The organism is Bradyrhizobium sp. WSM1743 (assembly GCF_000473065.1).
In the GTDB taxonomy this organism is placed as follows: Bacteria; Pseudomonadota; Alphaproteobacteria; order Rhizobiales; family Xanthobacteraceae; genus Bradyrhizobium.
Genome location: NZ_AXAZ01000022.1, coordinates 66,686 through 89,329, shown reverse-complemented (window position 1 = coordinate 89,329; position 22,644 = coordinate 66,686). Strand labels below are relative to the sequence as shown.

Below are 22,644 nucleotides of genomic sequence, written 5' to 3'. Positions count from 1 at the left end.
ATTCGCCTTGCACTGAAGAGTTTGCGTCGAACGCGGAGAGCTGACCTTGCGTCTGATCAGGTGCCTCGCGCCCATCGCGCTGGGCCTCATGATTCTTGTCGCCGCGTATCCCGCGCGCGCGCTCGACGCCGTCAGCGTCCGTAGCGACGCGCCCGCGATCGACCTCACCGGCGTGCTCGAGCATCAGCGCAGCGATGCCGATCGCATCCAGGTCTCCACGGCGCCCGGCACCGACGGCATCGTCCGCCGCATCGAGGTGCGCGCCCGCGAAGGCGGCCAGAACTGGGTGGTGTTCGCGCTCGCCAACAACACCGACGACCAGCTCGACCGCCTGATCGTCGCCCCGCATTACCGCATCGTCTCCTCAGGGTTGCTGTGGCCCGACCTCGGGCTGTCGCGGATCGCGACCATCACGCCCTCGATCGGCGACCGGCCAGAACGGCAGGAAAGTGCCACCGCCGACGTGTTCCGCATCACGCTCGACCCTGGCGCCGTCGTCACCTTCGTTGCGGAGCTGCGCACCGACAAGCTGCCGCAGCTCTATCTGTGGGAGCCGGAAGCGTACAAGGACAAGGTCAATTCCTTCACGCTCTACCAGGGCATCGTGATCGGCATCTCGGGACTCCTGGCGCTGGTGCTGACCATCCTGTTCGTGGTGAAGGGCAGCATCATGTTCCCGGCGGCGGCGGCGCTGGCCTGGGCGGTGCTGGTCTATATCGGCGTCGATTTCGGCTTCTGGGGCAAGGTGCTCGACATGTCGAACAACGCCGAGCGCATCTGGCGCGCGGCGGGTGAGGCGATCCTGGCCGCAACGCTGCTGGTGTTCCTGTTCGCCTATCTCAACCTCAGTCGATGGCATGTGCGCTATTCGCACATCACGGTCGGTTGGCTCGCGTTCTTAGGCTCGCTGGTGGCGCTCGCGCTGTTCGATCCGGCGGTGGCCTCCGGCATTGCGCGCATTTCGCTGGTGCTGATCGCCTTCGCCGGCTTCGCCTTGATCGTCTATCTCTCCACCCACGGCTTCGACCGCGCCGTGCTCTTGATCCCGACCTGGTTCCTCCTGGTGGTCTGGGTGGTCGCGGCCGGCATGACGGTGGCGGGCTCCGTCACCAACGACATCGTCGGCCCTGCCCTGCTCGGCGGCCTCGTGCTAATCGTGATGCTGATCGGCTTCACGGTGATGCAGCACGCCTTTGCCGGCGGCGGCGCCACCACCGGCGTCGTCTCCGACATCGAGCGCCGCGCGCTGGCGCTGGCCGGCTCCGGCGATCTGATCTGGGACTGGGACGTCTCCGCCGACAAGGTTTTCACCAGCCCCGAGACCGAAGCCCTGCTCGGCCTCAAGCGTGGCACGCTGGAAGGCCCGGCAGCGTCCTGGCTTGAGGTGCTGCATCCGCTCGACCAGGACCGCTTCCGTGCCGCGCTCGACAGCGTGCTCGACCAGCGCCGCGGCCGCCTGGTGCAGGATTTCCGCCTGCGCACGCCGGATGGCCATTTCATGTGGTTCGCGCTGAAGGCCCGCCCCGTCGTCGGCTCCGACGGCGAGGTCTCGCGCGTGGTCGGCACGCTCACCGACGTCACCGAGCTGCGCAACGCGGAGGAACGCCTGCTGCACGATTCCGTGCATGACAACCTCACCGGTCTGCCCAACCGAAAACTGTTCATGGACCGGCTCGGCGCGGTCGCAAACTTCGCCAAGACCGTGCCGACGCTGCGGCCGACGCTGATGGTGATCGACCTCGACCGCTTCAAGCAGGTCAACGATTCCGTCGGCATCGCGGTCGGCGATTCCATCCTGCTGACGCTCGCTCGCCGCCTCACCCGCATCCTGAAGCCGCAGGACACGCTGGCGCGGCTCGCCGGCGACCAGTTCGGCCTGATCCTGCTGTCGGAGCAGGATCCGGCGCGGATCACCAATTTCGCCGAGACCATCCGCAAGACCATCCGCGCGCCGATCGCCTTCAACGATCGCGAGATCTTCCTCACCGCCTCGATCGGCCTTGCGCTCTCCGATCCGCAGGTTCAGCTGACGGACGAGATCATCAAGGACGCCGAGCTTGCGATGTATCATTCCAAGCGCATCGGCGGCGATCGCATCGATGTGTACAAACCAGCAATGCGTGCGCGAAAAACCGACCGCCTGACGCTGGAGAGCGAATTGCGCCGCGCCATCGAGCGGCAGGAGATCACGATCCTGTATCAGCCGATCGTGCGGCTGGAGGATCGCTCCGTCGCCGGCTTCGAGGCCCTGGCGCGCTGGGATCATCCGAAGCTCGGACGCATGGCGCCGTCGGAGTTCATCACCATCGCGGAAGAGACCGGCCTGATCGTCGACCTCGGCATGTTCGTGCTCGACCAGACCGCAAAACAGCTCGCGGTGTGGCAGCGCGCGATGCGCTCGCGCGAGCCGATCTTCGCCTCCGTCAACGTCTCCTCGCGCCAGCTGCTGCGCCACGATCTGATCCACGACATCCGCACCGTGCTGTCGCGCTCCTCGGTCGCGCGCGGCACGCTCAAGCTGGAACTGACGGAATCGCTGGTGATGGAGAATCCGGAGCACGCCGCGCAGATGCTGACGCGGATCCGCGAGCTCGGCACCGGGCTGTCGCTCGACGATTTCGGCACCGGTCACTCGTCGCTGGCCTATCTCCAGCGCTTCCCGTTCGACACCATCAAGATCGATCAGTCCTTCGTGCGCACCACCAGCCGCGGCACCCGCCCGGTGATCCTGAAGTCGATCATCGCGCTCGCGCATGACCTCGGCATGGACGTGGTGGCCGAAGGCGCCGAGACCGATTCCGACGCGGTCGAGCTCTACCAGATGGGCTGCGAATACGCGCAAGGTTTTGCTTTCGGCGAGCCGATGGACGCCGATGCCGCGATGCGCCTCTTGACGGAAGTGCGGCTGGAAGCGGCGAGCTGACTGCTCTTACCCTCCCCTGGAGGGGGAGGGTCGATCGCGCGCAGCGCGAGCGGGGTGGGGTGATCTCTCCACACGGGCACTGTTGGATGTGGAGAGACCGTCACCCCACCCCGTCTCACATTTCGCTGCGCTCAATGTGAGCCGACCCTCCCCCTCCAGGGGAGGGTGGCAGCGTGCCGCACGCGCTAGCGCCGCCGCTCAGCCTTCTGCTTCCTGAACCGCACGCTCGCACCGTCCGGCATGCGCGTCGCCACGAAGCCGGCGGCGAGGCAGGCTTCGCGCTGCGGCATCTGGATGTCGGGGCTGCGCAGGCTATCCCACCAGGAGGCGCGATGCGCCGCGCGCGGCAGCGCGGCGCCGATGATCTCCTCGATTTGCTCGAAGCTCAGCACGAACTCCTCCTGCTTCTGCCGCATCAGATAATCGCGCAACGCGTGGTAGTCGTTCACAATCGTCCTCTCGTCCCGCTCACATGCGGCTGCCCAAAACCGTGCGCCGCATACACCGATTCTTAACTCATTGCGGCAGCGCCGTCCTGCCTTAAACACTACTCAAGCTTTCGGGCGCATCCACTAGTGCCAGGAGCGAACGATGTTGTCTGGATGGCGCGACGTCACGGCCCGCCGGCCGTGGCGGATTTCGGCGAAGCTGCTGATCATCTCGTCCGTGGTGACGGTGATCGGCTTCTCCGCCATTTGCGTCAACGTGATGCTTGACATGCGCCGCGGCGAGGAGGCGCTCGCCCGCCAGACGCTGGAGAACCTCGCGACCACCATCGAGTCCGACATCAGCCGCAACATCGAGATCTACGATCTGTCGCTGAAGGCGGTCGCTGCCAACATGCTGCTGTCCGAGCTGGCGACGGTCTCCAAGCCGATCCGCCACCTGATCCTGTTCGACCATGCGATCACCGCCAAGCATTTCGGCGCCATCCAGGTGTTCGATGCCGAGGGCCGGCTGACCATCGACGCCTCCACGCTCGATCCCCTCCCCGAGAACCGGAGCGAGGAGGATTACTTCAGGATTCATCGCGACAATTCCGGGGTCGGGCTCTTCATCAGCCGCCCGATGCTGTTTCGCGGCGCCTATTCCATCGTGCTGAGCCGGCGCATCAGCGATACCGACGGCGGCTTCATGGGCGTCGTCGCGGGCTCGATCCGCTTCAGCTATTTCCACGAATTGTTCGAGCGTCTGAACCTCGATCCTGACGACACCATCACCGTGCTGAGGCGCGACCGTACCATCATGATGCGGCGGCCGTTCGATCTCGACATCATCGGCACGAACCTGAACGACCGCCGAAACTGGAAGGCCGACAACCTCCCGGCCGGCGCCTCCTATTCCGGACAGGGCCCGGTCGATCCGACGCCGCGGCTCTATGTCCGCAGCAGCAACAGCGGACCGCTGTTCGTGGTGGCGGGCAAACCCCTGGCCACAGTGTTCGCACTCTGGCAGAAGGAGGCGTTCCGCATCGGCGCCGTGGTGCTGGCGCTCATCCTGTTCGTGCTCGGTTCGACGCTCGTGCTCGCGCGCGAGATCGGCCGGCGCGCCGAGGCCGAGCGCAAGCTCGAGGAGATGGCGACGACGGACGCGCTCACGGGCCTGAAGAACCGCCGCAAGTTCGATTCCGTCATCGACACCGAATGGCGGCGCGCCATGCGCCAGAAAGCGCCGATCGCGCTGTTGATGATCGATGCCGACCATTTCAAGGCCTACAATGACACGTTCGGCCATCAGGCCGGCGACCAGGTGCTGGTCGGGATCGCCATCTGCATTTCCGATTCGGTGAGCCGCGCCGGCGACTGCGCCGCGCGTTATGGCGGCGAGGAATTCGCCGTGCTGTTGCCGAACACCTCGGCTGCCGATGCCTTCAGGGTGGCCGAGACGATCCGCCTCAAGGTGCAGGGCTGGTCCGACGATCAGGCGATGTCGACGGTGTCCTGCGGCATCGCCAGCCTCGTCCCCGTCGCCGGCATGGAGTGGTCGATCCTGGTCGCCGCCGCCGACAAGGCGCTCTATGCCGCCAAAGCCGGCGGGCGCAACCAGTCGGTGGTTGCCAGCTTACCGCAGCTGTCGCTGGTGGCGTGAGCTAGACTGTCATTCCGGGGCGATGCGAAGCATCGAACTCAGGTGCGCAGTTGCGCACCTGAGAATCTCGAGATCCCGGGTCTGGTCCTTCGGACCATCCCGGGATGACGTCGAAGGCGTTCGCCTTCGATGTCACTGCCCCAGATACTTCTTCATCTCGGCGATCAGCCCGTCGCGCAATTCCGGGCGCTTCATGCCGTAGGCGATGTTGGCGCGCAGGAAGCCGGGCTTGGAGCCGCAATCATGGCGCTCGCCCTCGAACTCGACGCCGTAGAATTTCTGCGTCTTGGCAAGCCCGATCATGGCGTCGGTGAGCTGGATCTCGCCGCCGGCGCCGCGCTCCTGGGTCTCCAGGATCTTGAAGATCTCAGGTTGGAGGATGTAACGCCCGGTGATCGAGAGGTTGGAGGGCGCCGTGCCCTTGGCCGGCTTCTCGACCATGCCGTCGACCTCGAACATCTTGCCATTGCGCTTGCCGACGCCGCAGATGCCGTATTGATGGGTCAGATGGTCGGGTACCGCCTCGACCGCGACCAAATTGGATTTCTCGCCGAGCGAGGATGCCATCTCGATCATCTGCTTCAGGCAGCCGGGCGTGTTGAGCACGAGCTCGTCGGGCAACACCACGGCGAACGGCTCGTTGCCGACGATGTCGCGTGCGCACCAGACGGCATGGCCGAGACCGAGCGGCGCCTGCTGGCGGGTGAAGCTGACGGCGCCGGCGTCGGGCTGGTTCTGCGCCAGGATCTCCTGCTCGGCCTTCTTGCCGCGCGCGGCCAGCGTGGCGTCGAGTTCGAACATCCGGTCGAAATGATCCTCGATGACAGCCTTGTTGCGGCCGGTGACGAAGATGAAGTGCTCGATGCCGGCTTCCTTCGCTTCGTCATAGACGTACTGGATCAGAGGCTTGTCGACGATGGTCAGCATTTCCTTCGGCATCGCCTTGGTGGCAGGCAGGACGCGGGTGCCGAGGCCGGCGACGGGGAATACAGCTTTGCGAATTTTCATGTGATCGATCGAATACCTGAGGACGTGAACGGAGCAATGGCATCTTGCTAGCCTGTTTGCAGCCGCCAACAAAGGCGGATGTGGGGCCTCGCCCCGACAGAGTTAAGAAAAAGGCCGCCACCAAAATTTCACCTTTGTTAAGCTATTGGCAACGCTAACCAGGCCTCCTGTGGCGGATTTTCAGGCCGACGGGTGGGACATGATGCAATCAGTGGCAGGACGGGTTGGATTTCTGGCCGGCACAGCGATGATCGCGGCAGCTTTGCTGATGCCGGTATGCGCACACGCCCAGGCGCAGAACGGCCTGTCCAATCTGTTCGGCGGCATCTTCTCCGGCCAGAATTCGGCGCCGACGCAAGCAGCGCCCAGCGGCCCACAGACGGGAGCACTGCCTTGGAGCGGCGAGGACGGCGCCTCCGGCCATCCGCTGATGACGGCTGCCGCGATCCGCGAGGCCGCCGGCAATTTCGACAATTGCGTCGCCGCGATGTGGCCCGATGCCGCACGGCGCGGCGTCACGCAGGAGAATTTTCAGCGCTTCACCGCCGGGCTCTCACCTGACCTGCGCATCATGGATCTCATGGACTCCCAGCCGGAGTTCACCAAATCGATCTGGGACTATCTCGACATCCTGGTGAACGACAACCGCCTCGCCAAGGGCCGCGAGATCCTCGCCAAATACAAGGCGCAGTTCGACGCCACCGAGAAGGCAACCGGCGTCGACCGCTACATCATCGCCTCGATCTGGGGCATCGAGTCCAATTACTCGACGCAGATGGGCGATCGCAGCGTGCTGCAATCGACCGCGACGCTCGCCTGTATCGGCCGCCGCCAGGCCTATTTCAAGGATGAGTTCCTGTCCGCGCTGGAGATCCTCAACCGCGGCGATCTGCGTCCCGAGCAGATGCGCGGCTCCTGGGCCGGCGCGTTCGGCCCGACCCAGTTCATGCCGACCGCGTTCAAGCGCTTTGCGGTGGACGGCGATGGCGATGGCCGGCGCGACGTCGTCGACAATCCGACCGACCTGATCGCGTCGACCGCCAACAATCTGAAGAAGGACGGCTGGCAGCCCGGCCAGACCTGGGGCTACGAGGTCGTGGTGCCGCAAGGCTTCAACTACATGCTGGCCGACCGCGCCAAGGCGATGCCGATCGCGCAATGGGACAAGCTCGGGCTCAAGCGTCCGAACAACCAGCCCTTCCCGCATCCGGCGGAGAAAGCCTATCTGCTTGCGCCGGCCGGTGCGCAGGGCCCGGGCTTCCTGATGCTGCAGAACTACCGCGTCATCATGAAGTACAATCCGGCCGAAGCTTATGCATTGGCGATCGGCCATTTCGCCGACCGCCTGCGCGGCGGGCAGCCCTTCGTGCAGCCCTGGCCGCGCCAGGAGCGCGAGCTGTCGCGCACCGAGCGGCTGGAACTGCAGCAGCTCTTGGCCCAGCGCGGCTTCTACAAGGGCACCCCGGACGGCCAGTTCGGCGGCCAGACAAGGGAAGCCCTGCGCAATTTCCAGGCCTCGATCGGGGTGCCCGCCGACGGATTTGCGTCGTCGGACGTGCTGGACCGGCTGCGCGGGCGGTAAAATCGCGCCGAAAGTAACCCTGAAGGGGGATTTTGGCTGTCAGCCTTGACCGGGACTGGTGTTCCCCGGTGTATGGGACAAGAATCTGGAAGAGAATTTGCCCGTTTGGCGCCTGATTCCGTTATTATATCGAGCTGCTCCCGTCCCCACTGCGCGTGCCCGAGATCGCATGTCGAAGAAGTCCCTGTTCAAGGCGCTGACCGAGACCGGCCCGCTGATCGCGCTGGGGACAGCGCTTGCGATCCTGGTCTCGGTCGCGGGACCTGCCTCGGCGCAGTTCTTCAACTTCCCCGGCTTCGGCGGCCCGCCGCAGCGTTCGGCCCCGCCCCCGCCACGGGGCGGCGGAGGTGGCGGCTGGTTCGGCGGCGATTTCTTCGCACCATTCCAGCAGCAGCCGCCGCAGGCGCCACGCCAGGATTTTTCCCGCGCGCCGGCACCCGCCAAGCGCGACACGATTCCTGAGAAGAACGTGCTGGTGATCGGCGATGCCATGGCCGACTGGCTCGCCTACGGCCTGGAAGACGCTTACGCCGAGCAGCCCGACATGGGCGTGATCCGCAAGCACAAGACCACGTCCGGCCTGATCAAGTATCAGCCCAAGGGTGAGCCCGCGGACTGGACCGCGGCGGCGAAGGGCATTCTCGAGACCGAGAAGCCCGACGTGATCGTCGTCATGCTCGGCCTCAACGACCGCATCGCCATCCGCGAGCCCGCCGCCGACAAGTCGGACAAGGCCTCAGACAAGGACAAGAAGAACGACAAGGGCGCGCGCGCCAAGCAACCGGCGAAGCCCGGCGACGCCAAGCCCGACACCGCTGCCAAGCCGGACGACAAGCCTGCCGATGCCGACCTGCCGCAGGATGACGCCGACAATGCCGACACGCCGGCGGCCGCGCCGGAAAAGACCGCGCGCAACCCGAACGGCCTCTACGAATTCCGCGACGAGCGCTGGGTCGAGCTCTACGGCAAGAAGATCGAGGAGCTCGCGGGCGTCCTCAAGGCCAAGGGCGTGCCGGTGCTCTGGGTCGGCCTCCCCGCAGTTCGCGGACCGAAGGGCACGGCGGACACGCTGTTCCTGGATTCGCTGTACCGTGAGGGCGCGGCCAAGGCCGGCATCACCTATGTCGACGTGTGGGACGGCTTTGTCGACGAAGCCGGCCGCTTTCTGCAGAAGGGCCCAGACTTCGAAGGCCAGATCCGTCAGCTCCGCAGCTCCGACGGCGTCTACTTCACCAAGGCTGGCGCGCGCAAGCTCGCGCACTATGTCGAGCGCGAGATCACGCGCCTCCTCGCAGGACGCTCCGGTCCGATCGCGCTGCCGAGCGAGCCTGCGACCCCCGATACCAGCGCCGAGCCGGGCAAGCCCGCGCCGCGACCGCTCGCGGGGCCGATCGTGCCGCTGGTTGCAGCCGCGATTTCGACCGATCAATTGCTGGGCGGGCCAGGCACGCGTCCCGCTGCCGTCGATGCGCTCGCTGCGAAGACGATGGTGAAGGGTGAGCCGCTTGCAGCTCCGGCCGGCCGCGCCGACGATTATGCCTGGCCGCGCCGGGAAGTCGGCCGCGAGCAGGCCAAGGGCGATACGCCGATGGCGGCGACGACGCCCGACGGCGGTGCGGCTCAGGGTTCGCCGGGAGCGGCCGCGGCGATCGCGCCGCCAAAGCTCGCGCCGAAGAAGCCGCAGGTCCCGCCGCAGCAGCCGGCGCAGGCAACGCCCTCATTCCGGGATTTCTTCGGCTTCGGCTCGCCGCAGCCTCCGCCGCCACGTCAATTGACGCCGGCCCCAGGGCCGCGCAATCCGAACTCAAATCCAGGGATTCCGCGCCCGCCGGGCAACGTCGGGCGATCGGCGGAGATGTTCCGGTAATCGCTTTGTTGATTTGAGATATCGTTCCGGGCGCGCGTAGCGCGAGCCCGGAAATCCAATACGCCCGATCATTGATACCGATGGACGCATTCCGGGCTCGCGCCAAGAGAGGCGCGCCCGGAATAACGTGACGGTGACTTACCCGTAATAGCGCCAGCGCGGCGGCGGGCGGCGCGCGGGGCGCGACATCAGAAGCGCCAGCGCGAAGCCGATGCCGCCGGCGACCAGCAGCGCGCCAAGCGGGTTGTCCTGCACCTTCTTCGACAGCGCCTGCGTGCCATCGCGGAAGGTGTCGCCGCTGCTCTCATAGGCGTCCTTGGCGTAGCTCGTCGCGGTGTCCGTGGCCTCACGCACGGCATCCTTGGCCTGGCCGTAGAGATTCTGCACCGTGCCCGCGGCTTCCCGCGCCTTGCCTGAGGCCTGCGTCTTTGCGTCTCCCGCCATCTCGCCGACAGTGCCTTCCACGCCGCCCGCTACTTCCTTGGCTGATCCAATGATCCGATCCGCGTCCATGATAATCCTCCTCGGTGATCAGCCGAAGTAACCGATCAGACGCAGCGCGGTTCCTTGCGATTGCCTACAGAATAAGCCCGCCATCGACGACCAGCGTCTGGCCGATGATGTAGGACGACAGCGGCGAAGCCAGGAACAGCGCCGCGCCCGCCATGTCGGCCGGCGTGCCCAATCGCCGCAGCGGGATGCGCGCAAGCGCGCCTTCGAGGCGCTTCGGATTGTCGGTCGTCACCTTCGTCATCTTGGTGTCGACGAGCCCGGGCGCGATGCCGTTGACGCGGATGCCGTCCTCGGCCCAGGCCTCGCCCAGCGTGCGCGTCAATCCGACCGCACCGGTCTTCGAGGCATTGTAGGCAGGATTGCCCATGGTCGAATGATAGGCCGCGGTCGAGGACACCATGATCAGCGCGCCCTTGGCGTCCCGCAACATGGAATGAAAGCGGCTCGCGCAGGCCATCAGGCTCATCAGGTTGACCTCGACGACCTTGCGGAAGCCGCTCATCTCGAATTCGCCGCGGCGATAGATCACCGCGCCCTGCGCGAGCACGAGGATGTCGAGGCGATCGAACGACGGCTTGAACGCTTCGATCGCCGCGGCGTTGCTGACGTCGAGCTGCGCGTAAGCAAGACCATCGAGATCGGAGCCTTCTTCAGCTGAATATTCCGTTGCGTGAGCACGCGTGCCGCAAACGGCAACCCCTGCGCCCCTGGCGCGAAAGGCCTGCGCGATACCGTTGCCGATGCCGCTGGAACCGCCGACCACCAGCACCTGCTTGCCTGAGAAATCGAGCTCGTTCGCCATTGCGACCTCCCCTTTTGTCTTGCTTGTTTGACCTGTCTGCGGATCGATGCCAGCCTTGTCAATCATAAGAACAAGCCCAGCGCGAGGAAACAGCATGTCCGACTCCAGGGAGCTCAGCCGGTCCGTGAAGGGCCTCACCGTTCTCGTCACCGGCGCGGCCAGCGGCATGGGGCGCGCGACCGCGCGCGTGTTCGCCGCCGAGGGTGCGAATGTTGCCGTCACGGATTTCGACGAGCAAGGCGCGCATGTGGTCGCCAAGGAAATTGCGGCGAGCGGTGGCGCGGCAAGGGCATGGAAGCTCGACGTCGCCGACGGCGGCGAGATCACGCGCGTGGTCGGAGATGTCGCGGCGCATTTCGGCGGGCTCGACATCGTCGTCAACAATGCCGGCATCTCCGTGCGTGTCGCGATCGACGACGAGGCCTATGAGGACGCATGGACGAAGGGCATCGCCGTGATGTTGACGGCGCATCCGCGCATCATTCGCGCCGCGCTGCCCTACTTGCGCAAGTCGAAGAGCCCGCGCATCGTCAACATCGCCTCGACCGAGGCACTCGGCGCCACCGCATTGCACAGCCCCTATTCGGCAGCGAAGGGCGGCGTCGCGAGCCTCACCCGCTCGCTCGCGGTGGAGCTCGGCCGCGAGGGCATCACCGTCAACTGCATCTGCCCGGGCCCGATCCGCACCGCCATCACCGACCGCATTTCCGAGGAGCACAAGACCATCTACGCCAAGCGCCGCACCGCACTCGGCCGTTACGGCGCCCCTGAAGAGGTCGCGCATATGACCTTGAGCCTGTGCCTGCCGGCGGCGTCGTTCCTCACCGGTGCGGTGATCCCGGTCGATGGCGGGCTGATGGCGCGGAATGCGTGAGAGCCATGCGCGCCGCGCGTTGACAACTGCGAGTGCGGGAGTAGCTTTTTCGCCGACAGAGCGGGACGAACCGCTCGCGGCACGCGGGAGAGAACGTCATGACGATTGCCATCCGGCAGCTTCAAAAACATTTTGTCGGCGAGGTTTCCGGCCTCGATCTGCGCAAGCCTCTCACACCTGACCAGGCGCGCGAGGTCGAGGCAGCCATGGACAAATATGCGGTGCTGGTTTTCCATGACCAGGACATCACCGACGAGCAGCAGATGTCCTTTGCGCTGAATTTCGGCCAGCGCGAGGACGCGCGCGGCGGCACCGTGACCAAGGAGAAGGACTACCGGCTGCAATCCGGCCTGAACGACGTCTCCAATCTCGGCAAGGACGGCAAGCCACTGCCGAAGGACAGCCGCACGCATCTGTTCAATCTCGGCAATTGCCTCTGGCATTCCGACAGCTCGTTTCGGCCCATCCCGGCAAAATTCTCGCTGCTATCGGCACGCGTGGTGAACCAGAAAGGTGGCAACACCGAATTCGCCGACATGCGTGCGGCCTATGATGCGCTCGACGAGGAGACCAAGGCGGAGATCGAGGACCTCGTCTGCGAGCACTCGCTGATGTATTCGCGCGGATCGCTCGGTTTCACCGAATATACCGACGAGGAAAAAGAGATGTTCAAGCCGGTGCTGCAACGGCTGGTGCGGACGCATCCGGTGCATCGCCGCAAGTCGCTGTATCTGTCATCGCATGCCGGCAAAGTGGTGGGCATGAGCGTGCCGGAGGGCCGGCTCCTGCTGCGCGATCTCACCGAGCACGCAACGCAAGCAGAGTTCGTCTACGTCCACAAATGGAAGCTGCATGATCTCGTGATGTGGGACAACCGACAGACCATGCACCGCGTCCGCCGCTACGACCAGTCCCAGCCCCGCGACATGCGCCGCGCGACGGTGGCGGGGACCGAGCCGACGGTGCAGCAGCAGGCGGCGGAGTAGCTCCACTGTCGTCCCGCACAAGCGGTGCGCAATTGTGCACGGGGGCCGGGACAGCAGCGACTAAGTTGCACTGCCGGCGCTCCACATTCAGCTGTCGTCCCGGACAAGCGCAAGCGCAATCCGGGACCGATAGCCACAGGGAGTGGTTTGGCGAAGACTCGTGGTGACCGGCCTGCCCCAAACTCCTCCCTGGGAGTATGGGTCCCGGATCTGCGCGCACTTGTGGCGCGCTTGTCCGGGACGACGGCGGAGGTTGTAGCAACAGCTACGCGTGCCCGGCCTCGTTCGAGAGCATGCCGGGATCGATGCCGATCTTCTGCAGAGCGCGGTTGTATTTGTCGTCGACATCGTCGCCGAAAATCAGATCCGCATCCGCATCGCAATGCAGCCAGCCGTTGCTCTGAATCTCCGTCTCAAGCTGGCCCGGCGCCCAGCCGGCATAGCCGAGCGCGAGGATGGCGTGCTTGGGGCCGGAACCGTTGGCGATCGCGCGCAGGATGTCGACGGTCGCGGTGAGGCAGACGCCCTCGTCGATCCGCAGCGTCGCGTTCTCGATGTAGAAGTCGCTGGAATGCAGCACGAAGCCGCGGCCGGTGTCGACTGGACCGCCCCGCAGCACCTTCATGCTTTCGGCATTCTCCGGCAGCTTGATGTGCTCGCCCTTCTTGATGATGCCGAGCTGCTCCAACAGCTCGGGGAAGTCGATGCTGCCGGCGGGGTGATTCACAATGATGCCCATCGCTCCCTCGGCGGAATGGGCGCAGAGGTAGATCACCGAGCGCTCGAAGCGGGAATCGCCCATCACGGGCATTGCGATCAGGAGCCGGCCGTCGAGATAACCGGCCGAATTGGGCAGCGCGGGGCCCGAGCTTCGGGTGCCTTCGCCCGTCCTCTTGCCTGTGGGAGCCATCGGTGAAGCACTCCGGTTTCAATTCCTATCCTGATGTCGGGCCGGGCAGCTGTCAAATCAAGGCTTGCGGCGGCTTGATTCAAGTGCATCCATCACAAGCAATTCAATGGTTTGGCCTGGGCCGACCCTGTAAAGACGTGCCATGCTCACAAGAGTTCCCCTGCGTGCGGCGATTGGCGTCGCAACCACCCTGCTTGCGTGGTCGTTGGCCATCGCCGCCCGTGCCGATGACGCTTCGCCGTGGCAGCACGACGGACATTCCGCGGTGCGGCTGCTGGCGGGATCGCGCAGCGGCGCCGTCCTGCTCGGCGGTATCGCGTTCCAGCTCCAGCCGGGATGGAAGACTTACTGGCGTACGCCCGGCGATTCCGGCGTTCCACCCAGGTTCGACTTCTCGAAGTCCGACAATGTCGAGGCGGTGACGATCATGTGGCCGGCGCCGCTGAAATTCGACGACGGCGCGGGCGGCCATTCGATCGGCTATCACAACCAGGTCGTGCTGCCCCTGCGCATCGTCGCCAAGGCCGCCGACAAGCCGGTGACCTTGCGCGCCGAGATCAATTACGCGGTGTGCGAGAAACTCTGCATTCCGGTCGAGGCCAGCGCCGAGCTCGGCTTCAGCAGCGTCGCCTCGACCGAGGATGCGAACTTGCGTGCCGCGCTCGACACCGTGCCGAAGCCGGCCAATATCGGCGATCCCAATCCGCTCACCATCCGCGACGTCAAGCGTGACGGGCCCAAGAATGTAGTGGTCGACGTGGTGACGCCGGACAGCCGCAACGTCAACCTGTTCGTGGAAGGTCCAACACCCGATTGGGCGCTGCCGATTCCGGCGCCGGTGCAGCCCAGCCCGCCCGGGGTGATGCGCTTCTCGTTCGAGCTCGACGGCCTGCCGCCAGGCGCCAAGCCGGACGGCGCGGCGCTGAAGTTCACGCTGGTCGGGCCGGAGAAGGCGTACGAGTTCAATACGAATTTGGAGTGAAGCCCGTCGTCCCGGCCTGGTGCGCAATTGCGCACAGGGGTCGGGACAACGGCAAATGCGTTGCTCTGCCGGCGCTCCGCATTCAGCCGTCGTCCCGGACAAGCGTAAGCGCGGATCCGGGACCCAGCCACAGGGCGTGGTTTGATGAAGACTCGTGATTGCCAGCTCGCGCTCCAACTTCTCCTTGGGGTTATGGGTCCCGGATCGGCGCGCGCTTGAGGCGCGCTTGTCCGGGACGACAGCGGAGCGTGGGGCTATAGCGTCTTCACCCAACCGAATCTTAACGAATGGTTGCTAAGTCCCGGCCTGCCGCAGCATGCGGGATGCCCGAGGACCTATTTCGAATTGGCCGTGATGGATGCACAACCCGCAACGACCGGACCGGCCGGGCTGATCGCGCGGGTGCGGGCTAAGCTCGCGGGCGGATCAAGCGAGGCGTCGCTGACGCGGCGGCTCGCCGGCACCATCTTCGTCATCCGCGTCATCAGCGCGGGCCTTGCCTATGTCTCCCAGGTGCTGCTGGCGCGCTGGATGGGTACGTCCGACTACGGCATCTATGTCTATGTCTGGACCTGGGTGCTGCTGCTCGGCAGCATGATGGATTTCGGTATCTCCGCCTCCGCGCAGAAGATCATCCCGGAGTACCGGACCAGCGGCGAGCATGCGCTGCTGCGCGGCTTCCTCTCCGGCAGCCGCTGGCTGACCTTTGCCGTATCCACCCTGGTGTCGCTCGGGCTCGCCGGCATCGTCAAACTGCTGTCGCCCTGGATCGATCCGGCCGAGGTGTTGCCGCTCTATATCGGCTGCATGACGCTGCCCGCCTTCGTGGTCGCCAACACCCAAGACGGCATCGCGCGCTCGCACGACTGGATGCAGCTCGGCCTGATGCCGCAATTCATCATCCGCCAAGCGCTGATCATCGGCATCACGGCCGCGGCCTTCCTGCTCGGCTATCATCTCGGCGCGGTCGCGGCGATGGTCGCGAGCCTGGGCGCAGTGTGGATCGCGATGACCGGGCAGATGGTGGTGCTGAACCGCAAGCTCGCCGATCACATCGAGCCGGGACCGAAGGCCTATGACGTCAGCGGCTGGCTCGCCGTCTCATTGCCGATCCTGCTGGTCGAGAGCTTCTACCTGCTCTTGTCCTACACCGACGTGCTGGTGCTGCAGCAGTTCCGCCCGTCCGACGAGGTCGGCGTCTATTTTGCCGTGGTGAAGACGCTGGCGCTGGTCTCGTTCATCCACTACGCGATGTCGGCGACGACAGCGCACCGATTTGCGGAATACAACGCGCTCGGCGACAAGGCGCGCCTGTCGGCCTATGTGGCGCATGCCATCGGCTGGACGTTCTGGCCGTCGCTGGCCGCGACCATCGTGCTGCTGGCGCTCGGCAAGCCGCTGCTATGGCTGTTCGGGCCGCAATTTGTGATCGGCTACGAAATCATGTTCGTGGCCGCGATCGGCCTCGTGGTGCGCGCCGCGATCGGGCCCGTCGAGCGCCTGCTCAACATGCTCGGCCAGCAGAAGATCTGCGCGCTGGCTTATGCGCTGGCCTTCGTGATGAACGTCGTGCTCTGCATTGCGCTGGTACCGCGCTACGGCGGCCACGGCGCCGCGGCCGCAACCTCGATCTCGCTGACCTTCGAGACGGTGCTCCTGTTCTGGATCGTGCGGCAGCGCCTCGGCCTGCACGTGCTGGCGTTTGGACGCTAGCTGTCGGCTTGCGGCGATTGGAAAGCTCTTCGGCACCTGATATGCTTCGCTTCATGGCTGCAAGCGATCTGCGAAACCTTCTGGAACGTGCCCAGACTTGGCCTGAAGAGGCTCAGAACGAGCTGGTTGCGATTGCTAACGAAATCGAGAGCGAACTGCTCGGCGGCGAATATGTGGCGACACAGGAAGAATTGCGGAACATCGACGCGGCCTTGGCTTCCATAGATCGCGGCGAGGTCGCTACGGACTCCGAGGTCGCGGAGGTCTTCGCGAAATTTCGGCGTGGATGAGGGTCGTCTGGACCCGAGAGGCGCTTGCTGACCTCGAAGACATCGCGCGGCCTATTATGCCAGCAACGCCAGCCCAGCGATCGCCGACGCCATCGGACAAAGATTTGCTGATGTCATCGAGCGCATCCGGGGTGCGCCTTTCTCATCGCCGCGGGTCGCACACCGTTCACAAGTCCACGTGGTAACGGTCGTCCGCTATCCGTTCCGGATATTCTACCGTGTCAGTGGCGAGGTCATTCATATCGTCCACATCCGCCACACGTCACGGCGTCCCCTTGCGGGACTGAATGAGCCAGAAAGGCAGTATGCTTCACCTCGGACCTGAGGACGGCTGTTTCGCAGTAACCCCGGAAAAGAGGTGAAACGCCCCTCGCCCCCTCTCTCGCAAGCATGATTTTTCTTATTCCTCCCAACTAGTTGCGCCCTGGGGAAAGTTTATTCTACGTCGTATTGCCCAACCGACGAGATCAACCTAAGATTCCCAGGACATGCTTGATCCACTCTACGTCGCCTCTGGCTTCGGTGTCGGCCTGCTCGTCGGCATGACCGGCGTAGGTGGCGGCTCGTTGATGACACCGCTGCTGATCCTGTTGTTCGGCGTCCACCCCTCCACCGCGGTCGGAACCGACCTGCTCTATGCCGCCGCCACCAAGACTGGCGGCAGCGTGATGCATGGCTGGTCGCGCAGCGTACACTGGCCGGCGGTGCTGAGGCTCGCCTGCGGCAGCATTCCGGCAAGCGCGCTGACGCTGCTCGTGTTGTGGAAGCTCGACCTCAAGAGCGATGTCGAGCGCAGCCTCGTCAATCTCGTGCTGTGCTTCGCGCTGCTGTTGACTGCGACGTCGCTGATCTTCCGCAAGGCGATCATGGAGCGCTATCGAAAGCGCCTCGAGCAGGTCGGCGAGCGCACCACTGCGATTGCGACCGTCCTCACCGGCATCGTGCTCGGCATGCTGGTCTCGATCTCGTCGGTCGGTGCCGGCGCGGTCGGCGTCACCGTCTTGCTGCTGCTCTATCCGCGCCTGCCGATGGCGACCATCGTCGGCTCGGACATCGCCCATGCGGTGCCGCTGACACTGGTTGCCGGCATCGGACACTGGGCGCTCGGTGATGTCGACTGGGCGCTGATGGGCGTGCTGCTGATGGGCTCACTGCCCGGCATCGTCGTCGGCAGCTATAGCGCAACGCGCGTGCCCGAGTCCGTGCTGCGCCTGACGCTTGCCAGCGTGCTGTTCGTGGTCGCCGGCAAGATCATGTTTGCGGAGTTGAACTTGTCGTCGGTGATCGTGACGGCACTGGCGTGGACGCATTGAACGAGAGGCGGCCGCCTCGTTCTCGCTTTCGTAGGGTGGGCAAAGCGAAGCGTGACCACCGCTCTTTCTCAATCGCGGAAAATGGTGGGCACGGCGCTGGCGCGCCTTTGCCCACCCTACAGCATCGAGCGCTTACTCCGCGGTCCAGCCGCCGTCGATCGACAGGTTCGTGCCGGTGATCTGGGCGGCATCATCGCTGCACAGGAACAGGGCCAGTGCGGCGACCTGCTCCGAGGTGACGAACTCTTTGGTCGGCTGCGCATCGAGGAGCACGTCGTTGATGACCTGCTCACGCGTCAAATTGCGCGCCTTCATGGTATCGGGGATCTGTTTCTCCACCAGCGGGGTCCAGACGTAGCCGGGGCTGATGCAGTTGCAGGTGATCTTGTGGGTCGCAACCTCCAGCGCCACGGTCTTGGTGAGACCGGCGATGCCGTGCTTGGCCGACACGTAGGCCGACTTGAAGGGCGAGGCGACCAGCGAATGTGCGGACGCGGTGTTGATGATGCGGCCCCAGCCTTTCTTCTTCATGCCGGGGACGGCGGCACGGATGGCATGGAACGCCGAGGACAGGTTGATCGCGATGATCTGGTCCCACTTCTCTAGCGGGAATTCCTCGATCGGCGACACGAACTGGATGCCGGCATTGTTGACGAGGATGTCGACCGAGCCGAAGGTCTTCTCGCCGAGCGCGATCATGCCGGCGATCTCGGCCGGCTTGGTCATGTCGGCAGGCGAGTAGATCGCCTTCACGCCGAACTCGGATTCGATCTTGGCGCGTTCCTTCTCGATATCCTCGGGCGAGCCGAAGCCGTTGATGACGACGTTGGCTCCGGCGGCGGCGAACGCGCGCGCGTAAGCAAGCCCGATGCCGCTGGTCGACCCGGTCACGACGGCGTTCTTGCCTGACAGACTACCCATATCATTCGCTCCTTTTTGGCGGGGGCGCGGTGACGTCCCCCGTGAGATCGTAGGTCACCATGGTCTCGCCGGACTGCGGCTTCTCGAGCCAGTCCTTGTGGCGCATCGACAGGTGCACGTCGCGGACGCCGGCTTCCCAATGCTCGACCATGGCGACATGCGAGAAATCGTAATCCTTGGACGAGGATTCGTAGTTCTTGCTGCGATAGATCAAATGCACCACCGTGATGGTGCTCTCACGTGATGCCTTGGCAAGGAATTCGACGGAAGGGTCGTTCTTGAGATAATCGGGCAATTTGGAAATCAGGTCGCGTACGGCCCGGCGTGCATTGTGGATCTGCTTGTTCTTGTCCGTATTCATGCGCGTGCGGCTGGAATAGCGGATGTCCTTCTCGCGCTCGGCGGCCTCGAGCAGCGAATTCGGCAAATCGCCCCGGGCGGAAAACAGATCGACCTGGAAGATCAGCATGTCGCGCGCGAGCTCTGCGTCGAGCACGTAGTCGAGCGGGGTGTTGGAGGCGATGCCGCCGTCCCAATAATGCTCGCCGTCGATGACGACGGAGGGAAAGCCCGGCGGCAGCGCGCCGGACGCCATGATGTGCTCGGGGCCGATCTTCTTGCCGAGCTTCTTGAACTCGTAATTGTCGAAATATTTGAAGTTGCCCGAGGTGACGCCGACCGCGCCGACCGACAGCCGCGTCTTCAGATCGTTGATGCGATCGAAATCGACGAGACGCTCCAGCGTCTTCTTCAGCGGCGCGGTGTCGTAATAGCTTTCCGCTTCGGGATGCCCCGGCGGCCAGAGCGGCGCCGGCGGAATGCGCGGTGTGAAGAAGCCAGGCACGCCGAACGTCGCAATCAGCGCAGCACTGGTCGAATTGAACAGCTCGCGGCTGTGGTCGCTCTTGCCGACCGGCTTCCACGGCACCGGGGCCGACACCATTTCCCAGAATTCCTTGAGCCGCTCGACGCGGGTGCGCCCCTCGTTGCCGGCGATGATGGCGGCGTTGACGGCGCCGATCGAGATGCCGGCGACCCATTCCGGCTCGAAGCCGTAGCCGCACAGCGCCTGAAAGGCGCCGGCCTGATAGGAGCCGAGCGCGCCGCCGCCCTGGAGGACCAGGACGCGTTGCGCATTCGCGGGGACACTGGCGGATTCCGGGCTATGATCGGTCATAAGGAAACAATAGCAAAAGGCGAGCCACCGTGGCGACACTCCGCCGCGGCGTCAATGCATCCCGGATCAAGTCTGGCTTATCGAGGCTCCGTCGAGGCCAGGATCATGGTCCAGAACACCTTGTATTTGGTGCCGGGAGCATAGCTCGCCGCAATGCCCAATTTTGTGACACCGCCCTTGAGCATGTTGGCGCGGTGCGGAGGCGAGTCGCGCCAGCCGGAAAAAGCTTCCGCCAGCGTATGATAGCCGGCGGAAACGTTCTCGACCGCAACCGTGGCAGGATAACCGCCGGTGGCAAGGCGCTTGGCCAGCGGCGCGCGGACGTCGTGGTCCATCTTGTTGGCCGCAGCCATGGCCTGGGACTGGGATTCGGCGAGCAGCATCAGATCAGGGTCGATCACGACCGTGCCGAGCATGTTGTTCTGGCGGTATTGCGAAATCATCACCGCGGCGGCCTGCGCGTCGAGCTTGGCGCCCGGGACCGCCATGTCCGTATACATCGACGGCTGCTGGACCGGCGCTTCGTTGCCGGCACAGCCGGCGAGCAGCAAAGTGATGAGAATTGCGGCCGCAGCGCGCATGTTTAGAGGCCCCCAAATGAGGGGCCGTTGTTGCATACCAACCGTGGCTGAAAGGTGAATTTTGAGGAAAATCGACGAAGTCGTTCCGGGGCAGTGCGGAGCACTGAACCCGGAATCTCGAGATTCCGGGTCTGGTCTTTTGGATCATCCCGGAATGACGACGTCCTAGCCCGCAAATATCCGGTAGCGGCGCGGATTGAGGCCGATAGTGTCGCCGGCCCGCAGTTCCTTCTCGCGCGGAGCGTCGATCTCGATGGTCTCGCCGCCTGACAGCGCGACCTCGGCGCGCTGCACGGGACCGAAATTGCGGACATGCTGCACGGCGCCCTCGAAGGCACCGCTGCCGGCCGGGCCGACCAGCATGTCATGTCGCCGCACGAACAGTCGTGACGCGCCAGACGTAAGCCCGTCGGCAGCAAGCCGCAGCGGCCGGTCGCCGAGCCTGATCACGCCGCTTTCGATCTGGACCGGCAGCTCGATGGACTCGCCGATGAAGCCGTGCACGAAGGCCGTCGCCGGGCTCTCATAAACGTCGTCGGGCGAGCCGATCTGCTCGATCCTGCCCTTGTCCATCACCACGACGCGGTTGGCGACTTCAAGCGCCTCCTCCTGGTCGTGGGTGACGAAGATCGAGGTGACGTTGATCTCGTGATGCAGCGAGCGCAGCCATTTGCGCAGCTCTTTCCGCACCTTGGCATCGAGCGCACCGAACGGCTCGTCGAGCAGCAGGATGCGCGGCTCAATCGCGAGCGCGCGGGCTAGCGCGATCCGCTGGCGCTGGCCGCCGGAGAGCTGGCTCGGATAGCGGTCGGAAAGCCAGTCGAGCTGCACGAGATCGAGCAGCTCCTTGACGCGCGTCCGGATCCCAGTCTCGTCCTTGCGGACCGCGCGTGGCTGCACGCGTAGACCGAAGGCGACGTTCTCGAACACGGTCATGTGTCGAAACAGCGCATAGTGCTGGAACACGAACCCGACATGTCGCTCGCGCGCACCTTGTGCCAGCGCGTCCTCGCCACTGATGAAGACCTCGCCGGAATCCGGCCAATCGAGCCCAGCAACGATCCGCAGCAGCGTGGTCTTGCCGGAGCCGGACGGACCGAGCAGCGCCACCAGCTCGCCGCCGTCGACCTTGAGATCGACGCCGTCGAGGGCTTTGAAGCTGCCGAAGGTCTTGACGAGATTCCTGACTTCAATGGTCACTGGCATCTTGTCCTTCATCCAGATGGCGCTCGAGAACGGTTTTTGCGATCAGCGTGATCAGTGCCAGCATCGCCAGCAGCGAGGCGATCGCGAAGGCGGCGACGAACTGGTACTCATTGTAGAGAATCTCGACCAGCAGCGGCATGGTGTTGGTCTCGCCCCGGATGTGGCCGGAGACGACGGAGACCGCACCGAACTCGCCCATCGCGCGCGCGTTGCAGAGCAGGACTCCGTAGAGCACGCCCCATTTGATGTTGGGCAGGGTGACGCGGAAGAAGGTCTGCAGGCCGGAGGCGCCGAGCGAGATCGCGGCCTCTTCCTCCTGCGTGCCCTGCTCCTGCATCAAGGGGATCAGCGCGCGCGCCACGAACGGGAAGGTCACGAAGGTGGTGGCGAGCGCGATGCCGGGCACCGCGAACAGGATCTGGATGTCGTGGTCGCGCAGCCAGGTGCCGAAATAGCCCTGCGCACCGAACAGCAGCACGAAGACGAGGCCCGAGATCACCGGGCTCACCGAGAACGGCAGGTCGATCAGCGTGATCAGGAAGGTCTTGCCCGGGAAATCAAACTTGGCGATGGCCCAGGCGGCGACGACGCCGAACAGCAGATTGAGGCCTACTGAGATCGCCGCGACGATCAGCGTCAGCTTGATCGCCGCCAGCGCCTCCGGCTCGGCGAGCGCGGCGAAATAGGCGAGGATGCCTCTCGAGAACGCCTGCGCAAACACGACGACGAGCGGCAGCACCACGAAGACGGTAAGAAAGATCACCGCCAGCGCAATGATGACGATGCGCACCGCGCGCGGCTCGGTGCGGAGGTTGTCGCGCGCTGCCGCCGCATCCGCGCGCGCCTTTGCACGTGCCTTGGCGTCGGAAGCCGAGAGCGACACGGAATCTGCGATCTGCATCGTCATG

At 64.8% G+C, this 22,644-nt stretch carries 21 protein-coding genes; 11 read left to right on the top strand and 10 right to left on the bottom strand.

Going from position 1 to position 22,644, the window contains the following annotated elements; all coding sequences use genetic code 11:
* Nucleotides 1-46: 46 nt before the first annotated feature.
* A complete protein-coding gene (locus YU9_RS0116110; RefSeq protein ID WP_027573776.1) occupies nt 47-2,923 on the top strand; it encodes an EAL domain-containing protein in 2,877 nt (958 codons plus the stop codon).
* A gap of 185 nt (nt 2,924-3,108) precedes the next feature.
* On the opposite strand, the gene YU9_RS0116105 is transcribed toward YU9_RS0116110, so the two are convergent.
* Nucleotides 3,109-3,372, bottom strand: coding sequence for a hypothetical protein (locus tag YU9_RS0116105; protein ID WP_027573775.1), 264 nt, complete (start codon nt 3,370-3,372; stop codon nt 3,109-3,111).
* A gap of 142 nt (nt 3,373-3,514) precedes the next feature.
* Here YU9_RS0116105 and YU9_RS0116100 point away from each other — a divergent pair, with 142 nt between their 5' ends.
* Complete coding sequence (locus YU9_RS0116100) at nt 3,515-5,011, top strand: diguanylate cyclase (protein WP_027573774.1); 1,497 nt, start codon at nt 3,515-3,517, stop codon at nt 5,009-5,011.
* 132 nt (nt 5,012-5,143) lie between these two features.
* Here the strand turns inward: YU9_RS0116100 and YU9_RS0116095 are convergent, their stop codons facing one another.
* Nucleotides 5,144-6,019 (bottom strand): UTP--glucose-1-phosphate uridylyltransferase, encoded by an 876-nt coding sequence (locus YU9_RS0116095; RefSeq protein WP_027573773.1) that lies wholly within the window; start codon nt 6,017-6,019, stop codon nt 5,144-5,146.
* Between the two features lie 199 nt (nt 6,020-6,218).
* On the opposite strand from YU9_RS0116095, the gene YU9_RS0116090 reads away from it, so the two are divergent.
* Together YU9_RS0116090 and YU9_RS0116085 are read left to right on the top strand one after the other, a co-directional pair.
* Nucleotides 6,219-7,601 (top strand): lytic murein transglycosylase, encoded by a 1,383-nt coding sequence (locus tag YU9_RS0116090; RefSeq protein WP_198028247.1) that lies wholly within the window; start codon nt 6,219-6,221, stop codon nt 7,599-7,601.
* A gap of 169 nt (nt 7,602-7,770) precedes the next feature.
* Nucleotides 7,771-9,468 (top strand): SGNH family hydrolase, encoded by a 1,698-nt coding sequence (locus tag YU9_RS0116085; RefSeq protein WP_027573771.1) that lies wholly within the window; start codon nt 7,771-7,773, stop codon nt 9,466-9,468.
* A gap of 138 nt (nt 9,469-9,606) precedes the next feature.
* On the opposite strand, the gene YU9_RS0116080 is transcribed toward YU9_RS0116085, so the two are convergent.
* Together YU9_RS0116080 and YU9_RS0116075 are read right to left on the bottom strand one after the other, a co-directional pair.
* Nucleotides 9,607-9,981: a CsbD family protein gene (locus YU9_RS0116080; RefSeq protein ID WP_027573770.1), complete on the bottom strand. Its 375-nt coding sequence runs from the start codon at nt 9,979-9,981 to the stop codon at nt 9,607-9,609.
* Nucleotides 9,982-10,045: 64 nt separating this feature from the next.
* Nucleotides 10,046-10,783, bottom strand: a complete 738-nt coding sequence (locus YU9_RS0116075; protein WP_027573769.1) for an SDR family NAD(P)-dependent oxidoreductase — start codon at nt 10,781-10,783, stop codon at nt 10,046-10,048.
* Between the two features lie 94 nt (nt 10,784-10,877).
* Here YU9_RS0116075 and YU9_RS0116070 point away from each other — a divergent pair, with 94 nt between their 5' ends.
* Both YU9_RS0116070 and YU9_RS0116065 read left to right on the top strand, forming a co-directional pair.
* Entirely contained in the window at nt 10,878-11,657 is a 780-nt protein-coding gene (locus YU9_RS0116070) for an SDR family NAD(P)-dependent oxidoreductase (RefSeq protein ID WP_027573768.1), read from the top strand.
* A gap of 98 nt (nt 11,658-11,755) precedes the next feature.
* The gene (locus YU9_RS0116065; protein ID WP_027573767.1) at nt 11,756-12,643 is read left to right on the top strand and encodes a TauD/TfdA family dioxygenase; all 888 of its coding nucleotides are present in this window, start codon (nt 11,756-11,758) and stop codon (nt 12,641-12,643) included.
* A 265-nt stretch (nt 12,644-12,908) separates the two neighbouring features.
* On the opposite strand, the gene YU9_RS0116060 is transcribed toward YU9_RS0116065, so the two are convergent.
* Nucleotides 12,909-13,553, bottom strand: coding sequence for a YqgE/AlgH family protein (locus tag YU9_RS0116060; protein WP_027573766.1), 645 nt, complete (start codon nt 13,551-13,553; stop codon nt 12,909-12,911).
* 142 nt (nt 13,554-13,695) lie between these two features.
* Between YU9_RS0116060 and YU9_RS0116055 the strand changes: the two genes are divergently transcribed.
* From YU9_RS0116055 to YU9_RS0116040, 5 genes are all read left to right on the top strand, one after another.
* Entirely contained in the window at nt 13,696-14,535 is an 840-nt protein-coding gene (locus YU9_RS0116055; RefSeq protein ID WP_027573765.1) for a protein-disulfide reductase DsbD domain-containing protein, read from the top strand.
* 345 nt (nt 14,536-14,880) lie between these two features.
* Nucleotides 14,881-16,248 (top strand): flippase, encoded by a 1,368-nt coding sequence (locus YU9_RS0116050; protein WP_027573764.1) that lies wholly within the window; start codon nt 14,881-14,883, stop codon nt 16,246-16,248.
* A 41-nt stretch (nt 16,249-16,289) separates the two neighbouring features.
* The gene (locus YU9_RS0116045; protein ID WP_245266402.1) at nt 16,290-16,538 is read left to right on the top strand and encodes a hypothetical protein; all 249 of its coding nucleotides are present in this window, start codon (nt 16,290-16,292) and stop codon (nt 16,536-16,538) included.
* A 79-nt stretch (nt 16,539-16,617) separates the two neighbouring features.
* A complete protein-coding gene (locus YU9_RS45740; protein ID WP_371259157.1) occupies nt 16,618-16,863 on the top strand; it encodes a type II toxin-antitoxin system RelE/ParE family toxin in 246 nt (81 codons plus the stop codon).
* 163 nt (nt 16,864-17,026) lie between these two features.
* A complete protein-coding gene (locus YU9_RS0116040; RefSeq protein ID WP_027573762.1) occupies nt 17,027-17,851 on the top strand; it encodes a sulfite exporter TauE/SafE family protein in 825 nt (274 codons plus the stop codon).
* A gap of 132 nt (nt 17,852-17,983) precedes the next feature.
* Here YU9_RS0116040 and YU9_RS0116035 read toward each other — a convergent pair whose 3' ends face one another.
* From YU9_RS0116035 to cysW, 5 genes are all read right to left on the bottom strand, one after another.
* Nucleotides 17,984-18,772: a 3-hydroxybutyrate dehydrogenase gene (locus YU9_RS0116035; protein WP_027573761.1), complete on the bottom strand. Its 789-nt coding sequence runs from the start codon at nt 18,770-18,772 to the stop codon at nt 17,984-17,986.
* Between the two features lies 1 nt (nt 18,773).
* Nucleotides 18,774-19,949 (bottom strand): patatin-like phospholipase family protein, encoded by a 1,176-nt coding sequence (locus YU9_RS0116030; protein ID WP_027573760.1) that lies wholly within the window; start codon nt 19,947-19,949, stop codon nt 18,774-18,776.
* A gap of 77 nt (nt 19,950-20,026) precedes the next feature.
* Nucleotides 20,027-20,530, bottom strand: a complete 504-nt coding sequence (locus YU9_RS0116025) for a CAP domain-containing protein (protein ID WP_027573759.1) — start codon at nt 20,528-20,530, stop codon at nt 20,027-20,029.
* 165 nt (nt 20,531-20,695) lie between these two features.
* Complete coding sequence (locus tag YU9_RS0116020; RefSeq protein WP_027573758.1) at nt 20,696-21,730, bottom strand: sulfate/molybdate ABC transporter ATP-binding protein; 1,035 nt, start codon at nt 21,728-21,730, stop codon at nt 20,696-20,698.
* The gene (gene cysW / locus YU9_RS0116015) at nt 21,720-22,643 is read right to left on the bottom strand and encodes a sulfate ABC transporter permease subunit CysW (RefSeq protein WP_027573757.1); all 924 of its coding nucleotides are present in this window, start codon (nt 22,641-22,643) and stop codon (nt 21,720-21,722) included. The genes YU9_RS0116020 and cysW overlap by 11 nt, the downstream gene beginning before the upstream one ends.
* Between the last annotated feature and the right edge of the window lies 1 nt (nt 22,644).

What these genes read in the sequence shown, in the direction of transcription:
- YU9_RS0116100 (WP_027573774.1), top strand. Translation starts at nt 3,515, where the DNA reads ATGTTGTCTGGATGGCGCGACGTCACGGCCCGCCGGCCGTGGCGGATT.
- YU9_RS0116095 (WP_027573773.1), bottom strand. Translation starts at nt 6,019, where the DNA reads ATGAAAATTCGCAAAGCTGTATTCCCCGTCGCCGGCCTCGGCACCCGC.
- YU9_RS0116090 (WP_198028247.1), top strand. Translation starts at nt 6,219, where the DNA reads ATGATGCAATCAGTGGCAGGACGGGTTGGATTTCTGGCCGGCACAGCG.
- YU9_RS0116085 (WP_027573771.1), top strand. Translation starts at nt 7,771, where the DNA reads ATGTCGAAGAAGTCCCTGTTCAAGGCGCTGACCGAGACCGGCCCGCTG.
- YU9_RS0116080 (WP_027573770.1), bottom strand. Translation starts at nt 9,981, where the DNA reads ATGGACGCGGATCGGATCATTGGATCAGCCAAGGAAGTAGCGGGCGGC.
- YU9_RS0116075 (WP_027573769.1), bottom strand. Translation starts at nt 10,783, where the DNA reads ATGGCGAACGAGCTCGATTTCTCAGGCAAGCAGGTGCTGGTGGTCGGC.
- YU9_RS0116070 (WP_027573768.1), top strand. Translation starts at nt 10,878, where the DNA reads ATGTCCGACTCCAGGGAGCTCAGCCGGTCCGTGAAGGGCCTCACCGTT.
- YU9_RS0116065 (WP_027573767.1), top strand. Translation starts at nt 11,756, where the DNA reads ATGACGATTGCCATCCGGCAGCTTCAAAAACATTTTGTCGGCGAGGTT.
- YU9_RS0116060 (WP_027573766.1), bottom strand. Translation starts at nt 13,553, where the DNA reads ATGGCTCCCACAGGCAAGAGGACGGGCGAAGGCACCCGAAGCTCGGGC.
- YU9_RS0116055 (WP_027573765.1), top strand. Translation starts at nt 13,696, where the DNA reads ATGCTCACAAGAGTTCCCCTGCGTGCGGCGATTGGCGTCGCAACCACC.
- YU9_RS0116045 (WP_245266402.1), top strand. Translation starts at nt 16,290, where the DNA reads ATGCTTCGCTTCATGGCTGCAAGCGATCTGCGAAACCTTCTGGAACGT.
- YU9_RS0116040 (WP_027573762.1), top strand. Translation starts at nt 17,027, where the DNA reads ATGCTTGATCCACTCTACGTCGCCTCTGGCTTCGGTGTCGGCCTGCTC.
- YU9_RS0116035 (WP_027573761.1), bottom strand. Translation starts at nt 18,772, where the DNA reads ATGGGTAGTCTGTCAGGCAAGAACGCCGTCGTGACCGGGTCGACCAGC.
- YU9_RS0116030 (WP_027573760.1), bottom strand. Translation starts at nt 19,949, where the DNA reads ATGACCGATCATAGCCCGGAATCCGCCAGTGTCCCCGCGAATGCGCAA.
- YU9_RS0116025 (WP_027573759.1), bottom strand. Translation starts at nt 20,530, where the DNA reads ATGCGCGCTGCGGCCGCAATTCTCATCACTTTGCTGCTCGCCGGCTGT.
- cysW (WP_027573757.1), bottom strand. Translation starts at nt 22,643, where the DNA reads ATGACGATGCAGATCGCAGATTCCGTGTCGCTCTCGGCTTCCGACGCC.